This window comes from Mesorhizobium sp. CA14 (assembly GCF_020165195.1).
Lineage (GTDB): Bacteria > Pseudomonadota > Alphaproteobacteria > Rhizobiales > Rhizobiaceae > Mesorhizobium.
Genome location: NZ_JAIUHR010000004.1, coordinates 93,503 through 109,910, shown reverse-complemented (window position 1 = coordinate 109,910; position 16,408 = coordinate 93,503). Strand labels below are relative to the sequence as shown.

At 64.6% G+C, this 16,408-nt stretch carries 14 protein-coding genes; 8 read left to right on the top strand and 6 right to left on the bottom strand.

Going from position 1 to position 16,408, the window contains the following annotated elements:
- Positions 1-52 precede the first annotated feature (52 nt).
- The 6 genes from LB565_RS06845 to lexA all read left to right on the top strand — a co-directional run bounded on the left by LB565_RS06845 (position 53) and on the right by lexA (position 6,312).
- Positions 53-1,948: a peptidyl-prolyl cis-trans isomerase gene (locus tag LB565_RS06845; protein ID WP_224582376.1), complete on the top strand. Its 1,896-nt coding sequence runs from the start codon at positions 53-55 to the stop codon at positions 1,946-1,948.
- Positions 1,945-2,955 (top strand): anthranilate phosphoribosyltransferase, encoded by a 1,011-nt coding sequence (gene trpD / locus LB565_RS06840; protein WP_224582375.1) that lies wholly within the window; start codon positions 1,945-1,947, stop codon positions 2,953-2,955. Before LB565_RS06845 ends, trpD begins: the two co-directional genes overlap by 4 nt.
- 4 nt (positions 2,956-2,959) lie before the next feature.
- Positions 2,960-3,772: an indole-3-glycerol phosphate synthase TrpC gene (trpC, locus tag LB565_RS06835; RefSeq protein WP_224582374.1), complete on the top strand. Its 813-nt coding sequence runs from the start codon at positions 2,960-2,962 to the stop codon at positions 3,770-3,772.
- A gap of 1 nt (position 3,773) precedes the next feature.
- Positions 3,774-4,250, top strand: a complete 477-nt coding sequence (moaC, locus tag LB565_RS06830; RefSeq protein ID WP_224582373.1) for a cyclic pyranopterin monophosphate synthase MoaC — start codon at positions 3,774-3,776, stop codon at positions 4,248-4,250.
- Complete coding sequence (gene glp, locus LB565_RS06825) at positions 4,250-5,455, top strand: gephyrin-like molybdotransferase Glp (protein WP_224582372.1); 1,206 nt, start codon at positions 4,250-4,252, stop codon at positions 5,453-5,455. Before moaC ends, glp begins: the two co-directional genes overlap by 1 nt.
- A gap of 116 nt (positions 5,456-5,571) precedes the next feature.
- The gene (lexA, locus tag LB565_RS06820) at positions 5,572-6,312 is read left to right on the top strand and encodes a transcriptional repressor LexA (protein ID WP_224582371.1); all 741 of its coding nucleotides are present in this window, start codon (positions 5,572-5,574) and stop codon (positions 6,310-6,312) included.
- Positions 6,313-6,362: 50 nt separating this feature from the next.
- On the opposite strand, the gene LB565_RS06815 is transcribed toward lexA, so the two are convergent.
- Positions 6,363-8,822 (bottom strand): ComEC/Rec2 family competence protein, encoded by a 2,460-nt coding sequence (locus tag LB565_RS06815; RefSeq protein ID WP_224582370.1) that lies wholly within the window; start codon positions 8,820-8,822, stop codon positions 6,363-6,365.
- 101 nt (positions 8,823-8,923) lie between these two features.
- Here LB565_RS06815 and gltX point away from each other — a divergent pair, with 101 nt between their 5' ends.
- Both gltX and gltA read left to right on the top strand, forming a co-directional pair.
- The gene (gltX, locus tag LB565_RS06810) at positions 8,924-10,348 is read left to right on the top strand and encodes a glutamate--tRNA ligase (protein WP_224582369.1); all 1,425 of its coding nucleotides are present in this window, start codon (positions 8,924-8,926) and stop codon (positions 10,346-10,348) included.
- A 182-nt stretch (positions 10,349-10,530) separates the two neighbouring features.
- Positions 10,531-11,859, top strand: coding sequence for a citrate synthase (gene gltA / locus LB565_RS06805; RefSeq protein ID WP_224582368.1), 1,329 nt, complete (start codon positions 10,531-10,533; stop codon positions 11,857-11,859).
- Between the two features lie 46 nt (positions 11,860-11,905).
- Here the strand turns inward: gltA and lpxB are convergent, their stop codons facing one another.
- Genes lpxB through lpxD form a run of 5 tightly spaced genes read right to left on the bottom strand, consistent with a single transcriptional unit; the run spans position 11,906 to position 16,348 of the window.
- Positions 11,906-13,093 carry a lipid-A-disaccharide synthase gene (lpxB, locus tag LB565_RS06800; RefSeq protein ID WP_224582367.1) on the bottom strand — a complete coding sequence of 396 codons (1,188 nt, stop codon included), beginning with the start codon at positions 13,091-13,093 and terminating at the stop codon, positions 11,906-11,908.
- On the bottom strand, positions 13,083-14,000 hold the full coding sequence (locus tag LB565_RS06795) for an LpxI family protein (RefSeq protein ID WP_224582550.1): 918 nt from the start codon (positions 13,998-14,000) through the stop codon (positions 13,083-13,085). The genes lpxB and LB565_RS06795 overlap by 11 nt, the downstream gene beginning before the upstream one ends.
- Complete coding sequence (gene lpxA / locus LB565_RS06790) at positions 13,987-14,823, bottom strand: acyl-ACP--UDP-N-acetylglucosamine O-acyltransferase (RefSeq protein WP_224582366.1); 837 nt, start codon at positions 14,821-14,823, stop codon at positions 13,987-13,989. The genes LB565_RS06795 and lpxA overlap by 14 nt, the downstream gene beginning before the upstream one ends.
- A gap of 15 nt (positions 14,824-14,838) precedes the next feature.
- Entirely contained in the window at positions 14,839-15,300 is a 462-nt protein-coding gene (fabZ, locus tag LB565_RS06785) for a 3-hydroxyacyl-ACP dehydratase FabZ (protein ID WP_224582365.1), read from the bottom strand.
- Complete coding sequence (gene lpxD / locus LB565_RS06780) at positions 15,293-16,348, bottom strand: UDP-3-O-(3-hydroxymyristoyl)glucosamine N-acyltransferase (protein ID WP_224582364.1); 1,056 nt, start codon at positions 16,346-16,348, stop codon at positions 15,293-15,295. Before lpxD ends, fabZ begins: the two co-directional genes overlap by 8 nt.
- Positions 16,349-16,408 lie beyond the last annotated feature (60 nt).

The following is a 16,408-nucleotide window of genomic DNA, read 5'->3' as shown; positions in this document are numbered from 1 at the left end:
CGCTTGTTTCAGACTCGGCGCAGGCGAAAATGCGCAAAAATCGGAAGTATGCATGCTTGGTATATTGAGAAGCGCGGCAGGCACTTGGGTCGCGAAGGCGTTGCTGTCCTTGCTGGTGGTGAGTTTCCTCGCCTGGGGCGCGACCACGCGCATGGTGGGAGGCGTGCTGGGCGGTCATCACGCGGTGATCACTGCCGGCGGCACGGAGGTCTCGATCAACGAGTACCGCCTCGCTTACGATCGCCAGCTCAACCTTCTGTCGCAGCAATATGGCCAGCGCGTCACCCAAGAACAGGCCAAGCTGCTCGGCGTCGACAACCAGGTGTTGGCGCAGCTCGTTTCTGGCGCCGTGCTCGACGAGCAGGCGCGCAAGCTCGGGCTCGGCCTTTCCAAGGATCGGCTGGCCGAACTGACGCGCGAGGATCCGGCTTTCAAGGGACCCAGCGGCCAGTTCGATCGTCGGACCTTCGAATATCTTCTGCGCCAGCTCGGCATGCGGCCTGAGGACTACCTCAAGAACCGCGCGCAGGTGGCTGTGCGCCAGCAGATCGTCGAGGCGATTTCCGACGGCCTCAAGGTGCCGCAGACCTTCCTGAAGGCGGTCTCGCTCTACCGCGGCGAGGATCGCACGATCGACTATCTCGTGCTGCCAAAGACGCTTGTGCAGCCGATCGAGGCGCCGTCCGACAGCGCCCTCAATGCTTATTTCGACGCCAACAAGAAGAACTACGCCGCGCCGGAATATCGCAAATTCTCCTATGTCCGGCTGGAGCCCCAGGACATCGCGGATCCGTCCGCCGTGACCGACCAGCAGGTCAGCGACGACTACAAGAAGAACATTGCGCGCTACACGACGCCCGAGATGCGCACCATCGAGCAGTTGGTGTTCAAGACGCCGGATGCGGCGAAGGCCGCCTACGATTCGCTGAAGGCAGGCGCCACTTTCGACAAGCTCATCACCGCCGAAGGTAAGACACCGGCCGACACGCTGCTTGGCACGTTGTCGAAGGACAAGATCGCCGACAAGGCGGTCGCCGATGCGGCCTTCTCCCTCAATGCCAATGAGGTGAGCCCGGTCGTTCAGGGCGCCTTCGGTCCCGTGCTCTTGCGCGTCACAGAGATCAAGCCGCAGGTGGTGAAGCCGCTTTCGGAAGTGTCCGCCCAGATCCGCAAGGACCTGGCGCTCGGCGAAGCAAGCCGGATCCTGCTGGACGTCCATGACAGCTATGAGGACACCCGCGCCTCGGGCGCCTCGCTTGCCCAGGCCGCCGAGAAGCTGAAGCTCAAGGTCGTCACCATCGACGCCATCGACCGGACCGGCCAGCGCCCCGACGGCACGATCGTCAACGATCTGCCGGAATCGGCCACGCTGATCAAGTCGGTGTTCGCGACGGAGCCCAATACCGAGAACGAGGGGCTGACCACCGCGGACAATGGCTTTGTCTTCTACGAGGTGCAATCGATCACGCCGGCGCGCGACCGCACGCTGGACGAAGTCCGCAAGAAGGTCGTGGCCGACTGGACGGAGGCCGAGACCGACAAGCGGCTCAACGCGAAGGCACAGGAATTGGAGAAGCGCCTCAAGGCCGGCACCACGCTCGACGCCATTGCTGGCGAGCTCAAGCTCGAAAAACAGACCAAGCGTGGTCTGAAGCGTGAAGCCGACGATGCCGATTTCGGCAAGGGCGGCGCTGCGGCCATGTTCGGCGTCGGCGAAGGCGGCACCGGTTTGATCCCCTCGCCCACCGGCGACGGCCAGATCCTGTTCAAGGTCGCCGAGGTCTTCGAGCCGGCAGGCGCCGATGGCAGCGCGGTGCCGGACGACGCGCAGAAATCCTTCGGCGCCGGCATGTCCGACGACCTGCTCGACCAGTTGGTGGCGCAGCTGCAGTCGCAATATGCCGTTCGCATCGATCCGAACGCCGTTTCGCAAGCACAGACACGATGAGCGCGCTAAAGACACACATAGCCAAGGTCGCTACCGGCACCGCGCTTTCTTTCGAGGAAGCCCGCGAGGCGTTCGACATCATCATGTCGGGCGATGCGACGCCCGGCCAGATCGGCGGCTTCCTGATGGCGCTGCGCGTGCGCGGCGAGACCGTGAGCGAGATATCCGGCGCGGTCGCGACGATGCGCGCCAAGATGCTGCGTGTCGAGGCGCCGCACGGCGCCATCGACATCGTCGGCACCGGCGGCGACAATTCGCACTCGGTCAACATCTCGACCGCTTCGGCCTTCATCATCGCCGCCGCCGGCGTGCCGGTCGCCAAACATGGCAATCGCGGCCTGTCCTCGCTGACCGGCTCGGCCGATGTGCTGACGGCGCTGGGCGTCAAGATCGATATCTCGCCGGAGCTGATTGGCCGCTGCATCCACGAGGCCGGCGTCGGCTTCATGTTCGCGCCTGCGCATCATCCGGCAATGAAGCATGTCGGACCGACCCGCGTCGAGCTCGGCACCCGCACCATCTTCAACCTGCTCGGACCTTTGTCGAACCCGGCCGGCGTCAGCCGCCAGATGGTCGGCGTTTTCCTGCCGGAATGGATCATGCCGGTGGCCGAGACGCTCAAGGCGCTGGGCGCCGATCACGCCTGGGTCGTCCATGGCGACGGCTATGACGAGATCACCACGACGGGCGAGACCCAGGTGGCGGAGCTTGCCGGCGGCGAGATCCGCAGCTTCACCCTGACGCCGGAAGCCGTCGGCTTGAAGCGGCACACCAAGGAAGAGCTGCGCGGCGGCGACGCGGCCTATAACGCCAAGGAATTGCGCGATATGCTGGGCGGAGCGGCCGGCGCCTATCGCGACACGGTGCTGATGAATGCCGGCGCCGGACTGGTCGTGGCCGGCAAGGCGACGACGCTGGCCGACGGCATCGCGGCGGCGGCGCAGGCGATCGACAGCGGCCGCGCGCTTGGCGTGCTGGACAAGCTCGTCGAAATTTCGAACGGATAAGACCTTGTCGGACATCCTGCGCAAGATCGAAGCCTATAAGCGCGACGAGATCGCGGCGGCGAAGGCGAAGGTACCGCTGGCCGAGATCAAGGCGCGGGCAAAGGATGCCGATGCGACGCGCGGTTTTTTGGCGGCGCTTGAGGCGAAGCGCAGAGCGGGGAGCTTCGGCCTGATCGCCGAAATCAAGAAGGCCAGCCCTTCCAAGGGTTTGATCCGCGCCGATTTCGATCCGCCGTCATTGGCACGGGCCTACCAGAAAGGTGGCGCCGCCTGCCTTTCGGTGCTTACGGACACCCCGTCTTTCCTTGGCGCTCCAGAATTTCTGACCAATGCGCGCAAGGCGGTTTCGCTGCCCGCGTTGCGCAAGGATTTTCTGTTCGACCCCTACCAGGTCTACGAAGCACGGGCCTGGGGCGCAGACGCCATCCTGATCATCATGGCAAGCGTGGACGATGCCCTGGCGAGCGAATTGGAAGCTACCGCTTTCGAGCTCGGGATGGACGCGCTGATCGAAGTGCATGACGAGGCCGAAACGGAGCGCGCGCTAAAATTGTCGTCGCGGCTGATCGGTATCAACAACCGCAATTTACGGACCTTCGAGACCAGCCTTGAGACTTCCGAGCGACTGGCGCCAATGGTGCCGGGCGGCTACCTGCTGGTCAGCGAGAGCGGCATCTTCACGCACGACGACTGCCTCAGGATGCAGAAGAGCGGCATCGGCGCCTTTCTCGTCGGCGAGAGCCTGATGCGACAGGCCGATGTGGCCGCGGCGACGAAATTGCTGCTCACGGGCAAGGCAGCGGTCGAGGCCATCTAAGATGGCCCTCACCCATCTCGGCGCCAAGGGCGAAGCCAACATGGTTGATGTCGGCGACAAGGCCGAGACGACCCGCACCGCGGTCGCCGAAGGTGTTGTCACCATGCAGCCGGAAACGCTGGAGATGATTCTCGCCGGCGACGCCAAGAAGGGCGACGTGCTGGGCACAGCGCGCATCGCCGGCATCATGGCGGCGAAGAAGACGCATGAGCTGATCCCGCTTTGCCATCCGCTGCTTCTCACCAAAGTGGCCGTCGAGATCGAGCCGGACCGCACGCTGCCCGGCCTCAGGGTCACCGCGCTTGCGCGCGTCACCGGCAAGACCGGAGTGGAGATGGAGGCGCTGACCGCAGCCACGGTCGCCTGCCTCACCATCTACGACATGGCCAAGGCGGCGGACCGCGGCATGGTGATTTCCGGCGTCCGGCTGGTCGAGAAGACCGGCGGCAAGTCCGGCGACTACAAGGTGGATGCCTGATGGCCCTGGTTCCAGTCGCCGAAGCGCTCGAACGCTTGCTCGACGACGCGACGCCATTGCCGGGCGAGAGCGTTCCGCTGGCGGACGCGGCCGGTCGGGTTTTGGCGGAACCGGTGGTCGCGCTGCGCCCGCAGCCCCCTTTCAATGCCTCCGCGATGGACGGCTATGCCATGCGCTCCGCCGATGTTGCCGCGGCGCCGGCGCAGCTCGAGGTCATAGGCATGGCGCCCGCCGGACGAAGTTTCTCCGGAGCCGTCGGAAAAGGCCAGGCCGTGCGCATCTTCACCGGCGCGCCGCTGCCCGAGGGCACCGACACCGTCGTCATCCAGGAAAATGTCCGCGATCTCGGCAATGGCAGGATCGAGGTGACGGAACCGACCGCGGAAGGACGCAATGTGCGCCGCCGCGGGCTCGACTTCGTCGAGGGCGACGTGCTGCTCGAAAAGGGCCGCGTGCTCGACGCGGCGGCCCTTTCGCTCGCGGCCTCGGCCAACCACCCTGCCTTGAACCTCGTGCGCCGGCCGCTGGTCGCGATCATCGCCACCGGCGATGAATTGCTACCGCCGGGCAGCACGCTCGGCCCCGACCAGATCATTTCATCGAACGCTTATGGCGTTGCCGCCGCCGCCCAGTCGGTCGGCGCGCGCGTGCTCGATCTCGGCATCGCTGCCGACCGCAAGGAGTCAATCGCCGCGCTGGTCCGGAAAGCGGTCGAGGCGAACGCCGACGTCATCGTCACGCTCGGCGGCGCCTCGGTCGGCGATCACGACCTGATCCACGACGTTCTGACCGGCGAAGGCATGAAGCTCGACTTCTGGAAGATCGCCATGCGCCCCGGCAAACCGCTGATGTTTGGCCGGCTTGGCAATGTCCGGTGCATCGGCCTGCCCGGCAATCCGGTAGCCAGCATCGTCTGCTCGCAACTCTTCCTGAAGCCGCTGCTTGCCCGGCTCGGCGGCCGCGACCACCGGCAAGACCTGCGAACGGCCCGGCTGGGCGCCGCGATGCAGGCCAACGACCTCAGGCAGGACTATGTGCGCGCCTCCGTGCGCGAGGAAGCCGGCGCCCTGGTCGCGACTCCCTTCGGCATCCAGGACTCCTCGATGCTCAGGACGCTCGCGGAGGCCAATGGCCTGATCGTGCGCGAGCCCTTCGCGCCGGCTGCAGAGACCGGCGCCGCATGCAGCGTGCTGATGTTACGCTGAACAAATCGTCAACAAATTCACTAAACTTTAAACGGTTGCGGAACACAACTGGAACAGATAGTGTTTGTTCTGGGTTTGTTTTTCTGATTCTGGTTTCAGAACCCGTGGGGGCCGCCATGCTGACGCGCAAACAACATGAACTTCTGATGTTCATCCACGAAAGGCTGAAGGAAAGCGGGATTCCGCCGTCTTTCGACGAGATGAAGGAAGCGCTCGACCTCGCCTCCAAGTCTGGCATCCATCGGCTGATCACGGCGCTGGAGGAACGCGGCTTCATTCGCCGGCTGCCGAACCGGGCGCGCGCGCTGGAAGTGCTGCGCCTGCCAGACTCGATCGCCCCCGGCCTCAATGCGGCGAAGAAGTTTTCGCCAAGCGTCATCCAGGGCAGCCTGGGTCAGAACAATCTCAGCCGTCAGGTGAAACCGGCGGTGCCGTCGCGCACCCCGGCGCCGAGCAATGACGACGATGCCGGCTCTGCCGTGTCCATTCCGGTGATGGGCCGCATCGCCGCCGGCGTGCCGATCGACGCCATCCAGCACCAGACGCATTCGATCACAGTGCCGCCGGACATGATCGCCGGCGGCGAGCATTATGCGCTGGAGGTCAAGGGTGATTCGATGATCGAGGCCGGCATCTTCGACGGCGATACCGTCATCATCCGCAATGCCAACACGGCAAGCCCGGGCGAGATCGTGGTGGCGCTGGTCGACGACCAGGAAGCGACGCTCAAGCGCTTCCGCCGCAAGGGTGCCTCGATCGCGCTCGAGGCGGCCAACCCTGCCTACGAAACCCGCATCTTCGGGCCGGATAGGGTGAAGGTGCAGGGCAAGCTTGTCGGGCTGATCCGTCGCTACTGAGCAACTCCGGGAAACAAGCTGCTGCGTACTTTTTGTGGAATTGCAGCGATCTATTGATCTGGTTCCGGGGACTTTGCACCCGTCCTCTCAGGTTTTTCATAAGGCGGCAGCCCCCTCGCCTCGCGGGCGTATTTCCGTTGCTCGTGCCAGGGTCGATATGGTTCTTCGACCGCGTAGCGAATAGTTGGCCGCGCGGTTGCCGATTGCGGATCGAAGAAAACAGCGGCGCTGCCGTCGCGCGCCAGCTGTCGCTTGGTGACGACAAGCACGCGTGGATCGCGGCAGGGGTTGTAGGCGGTGGCGTCATTGATGACGATGAGGTCGGCGAAGCCGCAGGCCGGCCGGGCGCTGTCGCGGTTTTCGGCGAGCGCGACGATGGCACCGGATGGATGCCGGCCGATGCAGAGATCACCTGTGCAGTAGAAGGGCGAGCCGGACGGCAGGTCGACGGGGTCGGCTATGTCCACCGCATCTTTGGCGAATGTCTCCGGTGGCACGATGTCCTCCGCTTTCAGCGCCCGTTTCCAGTTGTCGGTGGTGAACTCGTTGGGGCGTGCGCGATTGACGGCAAGCTCGCCGCCGCCGATCGGCATCGCCACCAGATGCGCGTCCTCCGAGATGAGCACATCCGGCGTGCGGACATGCGGAATGGCCAGCAGTGCGGCAAGCGCGAAGGGAACAGCGGCTAGCCTTAGCCAGGTGGTGGCCATCGTCGCGATGACCAGCGCGATCGTCGCCAGCAGCACCGACTGGATCGAGATCAGCCCGACGGCGTCGACAGGTGAGCGCTCGGAGATCCATGCCGAGATGGCGATCATTGCCGTCAGCCCCTTGCCCATCACATAGAGGAACGGCCCGTCGAAGCCGAAGGGCATGGCCAGCGCGCTCAACACCGCGAACGGCATGACGATCAGCGAGACGATCGGCATGACCGCCAGATTGGCGAGCAGGCTGAGCGGCGAGACGCGCTGGAAATGCCAGATCGCAAACAGCAATGTCGCGCTCCCCGCGATGAGCGACGTCACGGCGGCGCCGCCCACGCCAACCGCCAGTTTTCGCGACAGGAACCCAAGGAACGAACGCTTTGCCGGCGGCGCGGTCGTTTTGCCGGCGCGGTAGTCCGCAAAGCCCGCATAGGCGCCGACCAGGGCGGCGGTGGCGGCAAAGGACATCTGGAAGCTCGGGCCAACCACCTCATGCGGCGAGACAAGGATGACAGCGATGGCCGAGATCGCCAGGTTGCGCATGGTGAGCGCCGCGCGGTCGAAGAGCACGGCGGCGAGCATTACGGCGAGCATGATGAAGCTTCGCTCGGCCGCCACCACGATGCCGGAGATGACGAGGTAAGCGGCGATCGAGACTAGCGCGATTCCAGCAGCATATTTCTTCACCGGCCGCCGGGACGAGAAATCCGGAAACAGCGCGAAGGCGCCGCGTAGAAGCATCATGATCGTGCCGGCGACCAGCGCCATGTGCAGGCCGGAGATCGAGATGATGTGATAGATGCCGGTGCGCCGCATCGACTCGTTGATCGCTTCCGGAATGCCGGCGCGCACGCCGACGATCAGCGCCGCCGCGATTTCGCCTTCGGACCCGCCGATGCTGCTCCTGATGTGATCGGCGATGCCTTCGCGCGCGTTTTCGACTGCCGACGCGACGCGCGCGCCAAAGGGTGCCTCCATTGGCGCAATCAGCTTCGGGTCACCCAGGAAAAAGCCGCTGCCGCCGATGCCGGCAAAGTAGCTGTCGAAGGAAAAGTCGTAGCTGTCCGGCCGAACCGGGCCTGTCGGCGGCAGCAGCTTGGCATAGCCGGTCAGCATCGATCCGGCCGTCATGCCGGGCGGGATCCTGCGTGCCGACAGCCTGACGCGGTCCGGCGCGTAGCGCAGCTTCGGACGCTCCGTTGAAATCAGATCGATGGTCAGCCGGACGCGGCCGTTGGCCATCGCTTCGGCGATGACGAGGCGGCCCGTCAGCCGTGTCTGGATTTCGGACCCCAGCATCGGGGTCGCCATCCGCCAGGTCTCTACTTTGGCCGCGAGAAAGCCCAGGGCGCAGAAAAGCGCCGCCATGAAGAGAAGATGCGTTCTCTGCCAGGAGCGCGACACCGCCGCGCAGACAGCCATCAGAGCCACCGCTGCAAGCGGCCTGTAGAGGTCCGGCTCGGTGCTCAGCGAAAAATAGTAGATCACGCCGGCTGCAAGGAACACCGGCACCAGCAGAAAGCCGATGCCACGGTCGAGCTCAGTGGCGGCAGCGACCGCAACGCTTCGGCGCAGCGCAGGAAGCGAAACGCGGCCAAGCTGTTTGCGGATCCTGTCGGCGATAGCTCTTGGCGAGGCTGGCTGCAGCGCACCACCGCCGGGCGGCGGTAGCTCGGCGGGTGGATGGAGTTCCGGAAGCGAAAGCGGCGCTTCTTCGGCCGGCGCGGCACGGGCAAACATCAGGCGCTCGCTGACGCCAGCTGTCGTTTCCCCGCCCTCCTCCGCACCCCGGCCACGTCCAGCCATCGGGTCTGCCCCTTGCGCCCCAGACCGCCTATGCTACATGAACGCCGACCGCGCGAAAGCCCGCGCGAAATATGCCGTTTCAGTGCTTCTTCGAGAGTTCAATGTCCAACAAGGTCGTCACACGTTTTGCCCCCTCGCCCACAGGCTACCTGCATATTGGCGGGGCGCGCACGGCGCTGTTCAACTGGCTCTACGCCAAGCACACCGGCGGCACGATGCTTTTGCGTATCGAGGACACCGATCGCGAGCGTTCCACAGAGGCCGCCACGGCGGCCATTCTCGACGGTCTGACCTGGCTTGGGCTTTCCTGGGATGGCGACGCCGTCTCGCAGTTCGAGCGCGCGCCGCGCCATCGCGAAGTGGCCGAGGAGCTCGTGCGCATGGGCAAGGCCTATTACAGCTATGAGACGCCGGCGGAGCTGGAGGCGATGCGCGAGGCAGCTAGAGCCAAGGGCCTGCCGCCGCGTTACAACGGCCAGTGGCGCGACCGCGATCCGTCCCAGGCGCCGGCGGGCGTCAAGGGCGCAATCCGCATCAAGGCGCCAACCGAGGGCGAGACGGTCGTGCAGGACCGCGTGCAGGGCGAGGTGCGATTTCCCAACAAGGACCTCGACGATTTCATCATCCTGCGCTCGGACGGCAACCCGACCTACATGCATGCCGTCGTCGTCGACGACCACGACATGGGCGTCACGCATATTATCCGCGGCGACGATCACCTGACCAACGCCGCGCGCCAGACAGTGATCTACAACGCCATGGGTTGGACAGTGCCGTCGATGTCGCACATCCCGCTGATCCATGGCGCGGACGGCGCCAAGCTGTCGAAGCGGCATGGCGCGCTCGGCGTCGAGGCCTATCGCGCCATGGGCTATCTGCCGGAGGCCCTGCTCAACTATCTGGCGCGGCTCGGCTGGAGCCATGGCGACGACGAGGTGATGTCGATCAAGGACATGATCGCCTGGTTCGACATCGGCGACGTCAACAAGGGCGCTGCCCGCTTCGACTTCGCCAAGCTCGAGGCGCTGAATGGCGTGCATATGCGCAAGATGGACGATCGCACGCTGTTCGATATCTTCCTCGCCACTCTGCCCTATCTCGAAGGCGGCCCGGCGCTCGCAGCAAAGCTCGATGAGAAGCGCAAGGCACAGCTGCTTGCCGCCATGCCCGGCCTCAAGGAGCGGGCCAAGACCCTGGTCGAGCTGGTCGACGGCGCGGGTTACCTGTTCGCCGAGCGGCCCTTGCCGCTCGACGAGAAGGCGGCGGGCTTGCTCAGCGCGGATGCGCGCGCGATTCTGCGCGGCGCCCATGGCGCGTTGTCTTCCATCCAGGGCGACTGGAGTGCCGCTTCGGCGGAGACTTCAATCCGCGAGTTTGCGCAGGCCGGCGGACACAAGCTCGGCGCGGTGGCGCAGCCGCTCAGAGCCGCGCTGACCGGCCGCAGCACCTCGCCCGGCGTGTTCGACGTGCTGGCCGTGCTGGGCCGCCAGGAAAGCCTGGCGAGGATTGCAGATCAAATCGATTAGGAGCGAACTGGCCCAAGAAGATTGGCATTGAAAGGTGTGTTTCGCAGTGCAACATTAGGCCTTGGCCCAATCTGGCACGCACCTCCTAAAATGCGGTGGCGAGTTCGCGCATTCCGGTGATTTCGACGTGTCGTTTGCAGGAATTGCCTTGCCGGCATGAGGAAACATAAAGGAGTTTGGGAATGAGCGAAGCTGCGACAAAACTGGAATCTGGCGGCAAAGCGCACGAGTCGACCGCCAGGCTCGAGCTCGCCGGCAAGACGCATGAATTCAAGGTGCGAAGCGGGTCGACCGGGCCTGACGTCATCGACATTGGCGCGCTCTACAGCACCACCGGCGCCTTCACCTACGATCCGGGCTTCACGTCAACGGCAAGCTGCGAGTCGGCAATCACCTTCATCGACGGCGATGCCGGCATCCTGCTGCATCGCGGCTATCCGATCGACCAGCTTGCCGAACATGGCGACTTCCTCGAGGTCTGCTACTTGCTGCTCTACGGTGAATTGCCGACCAAGGCGCAGAAGGAGGATTTCGACTACCGCGTGACGCGCCACACCATGGTGCACGAGCAGATGTCGCGCTTCTTCACCGGCTTCCGCCGCGACGCGCATCCGATGGCCGTGATGTGCGGCGTGGTTGGCGCGCTGTCGGCTTTCTATCACGACTCGACCGACATCTCGGACCCGTATCAGCGCATGGTCGCCTCGATGCGCCTGATCGCCAAGATGCCGACCATCGCGGCGATGGCCTACAAATACCATATCGGCCAGCCCTTCATTTATCCGAAGAACGATCTCGGCTTCGCGGCCAATTTCCTGCACATGTGCTTTGCCGTGCCGTGCGAGGAGTACAAGATCAATCCGGTGCTGGCGCGCGCGATGGAGCGCATCTTCATCCTCCACGCCGACCACGAGCAGAACGCCTCGACCTCGACGGTTCGCCTCGCCGGCTCTTCCGGCGCGAACCCCTTCGCCTGCATTGCGGCCGGCATCGCTTGCCTGTGGGGTCCGGCGCATGGCGGCGCCAACGAAGCGGCGCTGAACATGCTGGGCGAGATCGGCCATGTCGATCACATTCCGGAGTTCATTGCCCGCGCCAAGGACAAGAACGACCCGTTCCGGCTGATGGGCTTCGGCCACCGCGTCTACAAGAACTACGATCCGCGCGCCAAGATCATGCAGAAGACCGCGCATGAGGTATTGGGCGAGCTCGGCATCAAGGACGATCCGCTGCTCGACATCGCGATGGAGCTGGAGAAGATCGCGCTGACCGACGAGTACTTCATCGAAAAGAAGCTCTATCCGAATGTCGACTTCTATTCCGGCATAACGCTGAAGGCGCTCGGCTTCCCCACCACCATGTTCACCGTGCTGTTCGCGGTCGCGCGCACCGTCGGCTGGATTGCCCAGTGGAAGGAAATGATCGAGGACCCGCACCAGAAGATCGGTCGCCCGCGCCAGCTCTACACCGGCGCGACGGAACGCGATTACGTGCCGATTGCTAAGAGATAGGGAATAGTGAGTAGGCAATAGGAAGTAGAAAGAGAGCCCCTACTGCCTACTGCCTACTGCCTACTGCCTTCCTGATACACCCCATCACCACTTCGGCGGCGATCTCGCCCGAGGGACGCTCGGTCGCCATGCGCCGGGCAATCTCGGCGAAGCCCGCCTTTTGCCAGGCGCGCATGCCGGTGTCGGCAAACAGGGCCTCCAGCTGCCTGGCGAGATTTTCCGGGCGGACATACTGGTCATAAAATTCCGGAACCAGCGCGAGGTCGGAAATGAGGTTGGGCAGCAGCGCCGACCATGTCGTCACCATATGCTGCAGAAGCTGACGCGCGATCGGGTCGAGCTTGTAGCAGGACACCATCGGAACGCCGGCAAGCGCCAGCTCGAGCGAAACCGTTCCAGACGCGATCAACGCCGCATCGGCCTTGCCGAAGGCCTGCCATTTGCGCTCCGGCTCGGTGATGATTTCCGGCTCGTCGTCCCAGCTCTGGACCGACGCCTTCACCAGCTCGGCGACATGCGGCACTGTCGGCAGGATGAGGCGCAGGCGATGGCCGCGCTGGCGCAGCGCCGACATCGCTTTGCCGAACGGTTCCATCAGCCGGCGGACCTCGCCGGGGCGCGAGCCGGGCAGCACCAGCAGCGTCTTGACGCGGTCCTCGGAGAGATCGCGCGGCTGGCCCTGCGCCCTGGCGGCGCCGAGCACGCCCGGATCCTGCGTCAGCCGGTGACCGACATAGGTGCCGGGGGGGCCGCCAAGACGGGCAAGCGCCTTCACCTCGAATGGCAGGATGCAGAGGATATGGTCGACATATGGCTTCATGGCCACTGCCCTGCCCGGCCGCCAGGCCCATACGCTTGGGCAGACATAATGGACGATCGGGATGGCCGGTGCTGCCGCGCGGACCTTCCTCGCGACGCGCAGCGAAAAGTCCGGACTGTCGATGGTGACGAGGCAATCGGGCCGCTCGGCCGCAATCATCGCCGCCGTCTGGCTGATCCGGCGCATCAGCCGTGGCAGGTCGCGCAGCACCGCGCTGAAGCCCATCAGCGCGATCTCGCTGCCGTCGAAAAGCGGCGTCAGCCCCAGTTGCTGCAGATGCCGGCCGCCAATGCCCACAAGTTGCACTTTGCGGCCGGTCGTGCGCTCGAGCGCCCGCACGATGTCGGCGCCGAGCAGATCGCCGGATTCCTCCCCAGCGACTATCGCGAGCTTGAGCGGCTTGTCAGCGACCATTAGCCGGCTCCCCATTGGCCAACTCCGTCGCAGGCAGGCCGACGATGAACAGGCCAAGCGCATTGGCGCGCGCGAGCGTTTCCGGGCCTTCGAGAATAAGCGAGCGGCCAGCTTCCAGCGCAATGCCGGCCAGTCCGGCGGCATGCGCAGCCTCGACCGTCTGCGGACCGATCGAGGGCAGGTCGGCACGCAACTCCTGGCCGGGCTTCGCGCATTTGACAAGGACGCCGCGCCTCTTGCCGGCGAGCCTGCCGTGGCCGCGCAATTCCCTTGTCCGCTCGAGCAGCGCGGCGGTGCCTTCCACCCCCTCGAGCGCTATCGCCCGACCGCCGATCGCGATCGCCGCCTGTCCGATGTCCAGCGCGCCGATGGCCTTGGCCGCCGCGCGCCCGGCCCCGATATCGCGCCAATCCGATTGCTTTGGCGCCGTGACCGTCAGCGTACCCTTGCCGGTGGCGAGTTCCGGCACGACCTCATGCGCGCCGACGACCGTGATGCCGCGCTTCTCCAATCCGCGCGTGATGACCTTCAAAAGCCCGTCATCGCCGCGCGCCAGCGCCATGACCACGGAAGGGATTATCGCCAGCAGGCCAAGGGTCGGGCGGATCTTGGCCAGCCGAGGCCTGCGCCGGATCTCGCCGGCCATAACCAGATGGCTGATATTGTGGCGCTTCAGCAACGGAACCAGGGAGCCGACATCTTCCAGCGCGAGCGTCGCCTGCTCGTACTTTGCGAAATCCGCCTCGCGATCGACTTCGCCTTCGGCCATGATGATGAAGGGCGAATGTCCCTGCCGCTTCAGCCCCTCCGCCACTTCGACCGGCAAGCTGCCGCCACCGGCGATGATGCCGACCTTGGAGCCGGGCGCGAGTGCAAGCCGTGCTTGGGCGGGCTCAGCCCTCGTCATCGCCATCATTGTCGTCACCGCCCCTCAACGGCGGCATGGCATAGTGCCGCTTGCCGCCGCTGGCGATGAAGTCGATCATCTTCATGGCGGCAGGAGACGAGGAGGCGAATTCCGCCCTGGCGAGCTCGATATTCTCGGCGACGCTGCGGGAACGGTCGAAAATCGACCGATAAACCTTGCGCAGCAGATAAATCTCCGAGCGCGGCAAGCCGGAACGCTTGAGCCCGATGATGTTCAGGCCACGCAGCTTGGCGCGATTGCCGGCGGCGATCGCATAGGGAATGATATCGCCGACCACCGCCGAGCAACCGCCGATGAAGGCGTTGTCGCCGATGCGCACGAACTGGTGAACGGCGGTCAGTCCGCCGATATAGACGTTGTCGCCGATCTCGCAGTGGCCGCCGAGCGTCGCGCCATTGGCGAAGGTGGCGTTCTTGCCGACGACGCAGTCATGGGCGATGTGGGCATAGCCGAGGAAATTGCCGTTGGCGCCGACACTCGTCTCGCCACGGCTGGAATCCGTGCCGACATGCATCGTGACACCTTCGCGGATGGTGCAGTTCTCACCGATAATGAGCGTGGTGCGCCCGCCCTTGTGCTTGGTGTTCTGCGGCGGCGCGCCGAGCGTCGCCACCGGATAGACCTTCGTCCCTGCCCCGATGGTCGTGGCGCCCATCACCGACACATGGCTGACCAGTTCGACGCCGTCGGAGAGAATTGCATCGGGCCCGACATGGCAGAAGGGTCCAACGCGGACGCCTCTGCCGAGCCGGGCTCCTTCTTCGACGACCGAGGAAGGATGAATAGATGTCTCGACTTTCATGGGCATTTCAAATCGTCAGCCGGTAACCATCATGGCCGAAACCTCGGCTTCGGCGACTTTCGCGCCATCGACCATCGCCTCGCAGGCGAATTTCAGCAGATTGCCGCGTTTCTTGATCTTTTTGACGTGGATCCTGAGCTGATCGCCCGGAACCACCGGTTTGCGGAACTTCGCATTGTCGATGGTCATGAAATAAACCAGCGAGGGCTTTTCCGTGTTCAGGCTGCGAATGCATATCGCGCCGGCGGTCTGGGCCATGGCCTCGATGATGAGCACGCCGGGCATGACCGGCTGCTGGGGAAAGTGGCCTTGGAAATGCGGCTCGTTGATGGTCACGTTCTTGATGCCGACGGCAGAGTCGTCGCCGTCGATCTCGACGATACGGTCGATCAGCAGGAACGGATAACGGTGCGGCAGGAGCTTCATAAGCCCCATGATGTCGACCGCCTCGAGTGTCGTTGCCACCATGTCAGCCATTTCCGTCGCCCTGCTTGCGCGTCCTGGCCATCTTGCGCAGCATCGCTATCTCGCGCATGGCTTCCGCCATGGGCTGCGCCGGGTAACCTCCCCAGACCTCGCCTGCCGGCACGTTGTTCATGAATCCACTTCTCGCAGCAAGCTTGGCCCCCGGGCCGATGGTCAGATGATCGGCGAGACCGACACCGCCACCCATCGTGACATTGTCGCCGACGACGACGGAACCGGAAATACCCGAAAGCCCGGCTATAATGCAATTGCGGCCGATGCGAACATTGTGGGCGATCTGCACCAGATTGTCGATCTTGGTGCCTTGGCCGATGATGGTGTCCGCCATCGCGCCGCGATCGACGGTCGAATTGGAACCGATCTCGACATCGTCCTGGATGATGACGCGGCCGATCTGCGGCACGCGTTCCGGTCCTTTGGCGCCGCCGACGAAGCCGAAACCGTCCTGGCCGATCCGGGCGCCGCCATGGATGATGACGCGATTGCCGATAAGCGCATATTGAATGCTGGCGCCGGGGCCGATGAAGCCGTCGCGGCCGATCTGGCAGGAACGGCCGACAACGGCGTGGGGCGCAACGACCGTGCCGCTGCCGATGGACACGCCGGGGCCGATCACGGCGCCGGCCTCCACGATCGCCCCGTCTTCGATATGCGCGGATGGATCGATAAACGCATGCGTCGATATGCCGGTTTCTCCGGTCATTGGCCCCGGTGTCGCGGCTTGCGGAAACAACAGGCGTCCGACCATCGCGAAAGCTTGTTGCGGACGTGGATGCATAAGCACGGCGATGCCCGACGGTGCCTTGCTGGCGAAATCGGCAGGGCACAGAACCGCGGCCGCCCTCAGCGAGGGCATGAGCGTGAAATTACGCTTGCCGTCGACAAAGACGAGCGCGCCGTTGCCGCCTTCACTGGCGGGAGCCAGCGCCTCGATGGCAATTTCGGCCTGAGCGGAATCGAGCAGGCTGGCGCCGGTCAGATTCGCGACCTCGCCAGCCGTATACCGGCGTGAAGGCGCGAAGAACACCGGATCGGTCATTCCAGAAGCAATATCCAGCTGGGTCGGATTAGTCCACTCCGGGCCGTCAGACCGGCCCGG

Excerpts from the sequence above, each read along its gene's own strand:
- gltX (WP_224582369.1), top strand. The coding sequence starts at position 8,924 with ATGTCCAACAAGGTCGTCACACGTTTTGCCCCCTCGCCCACAGGCTAC.
- gltA (WP_224582368.1), top strand. The coding sequence starts at position 10,531 with ATGAGCGAAGCTGCGACAAAACTGGAATCTGGCGGCAAAGCGCACGAG.
- trpD (WP_224582375.1), top strand. The coding sequence starts at position 1,945 with ATGAGCGCGCTAAAGACACACATAGCCAAGGTCGCTACCGGCACCGCG.
- lpxA (WP_224582366.1), bottom strand. The coding sequence starts at position 14,823 with ATGAAAGTCGAGACATCTATTCATCCTTCCTCGGTCGTCGAAGAAGGA.
- lpxD (WP_224582364.1), bottom strand. The coding sequence starts at position 16,348 with ATGACCGATCCGGTGTTCTTCGCGCCTTCACGCCGGTATACGGCTGGC.
- lpxB (WP_224582367.1), bottom strand. The coding sequence starts at position 13,093 with ATGGTCGCTGACAAGCCGCTCAAGCTCGCGATAGTCGCTGGGGAGGAA.
- moaC (WP_224582373.1), top strand. The coding sequence starts at position 3,774 with ATGGCCCTCACCCATCTCGGCGCCAAGGGCGAAGCCAACATGGTTGAT.
- fabZ (WP_224582365.1), bottom strand. The coding sequence starts at position 15,300 with ATGGCTGACATGGTGGCAACGACACTCGAGGCGGTCGACATCATGGGG.
- LB565_RS06795 (WP_224582550.1), bottom strand. The coding sequence starts at position 14,000 with ATGACGAGGGCTGAGCCCGCCCAAGCACGGCTTGCACTCGCGCCCGGC.
- glp (WP_224582372.1), top strand. The coding sequence starts at position 4,250 with ATGGCCCTGGTTCCAGTCGCCGAAGCGCTCGAACGCTTGCTCGACGAC.
- LB565_RS06845 (WP_224582376.1), top strand. The coding sequence starts at position 53 with ATGCTTGGTATATTGAGAAGCGCGGCAGGCACTTGGGTCGCGAAGGCG.
- lexA (WP_224582371.1), top strand. The coding sequence starts at position 5,572 with ATGCTGACGCGCAAACAACATGAACTTCTGATGTTCATCCACGAAAGG.
- LB565_RS06815 (WP_224582370.1), bottom strand. The coding sequence starts at position 8,822 with ATGGCTGGACGTGGCCGGGGTGCGGAGGAGGGCGGGGAAACGACAGCT.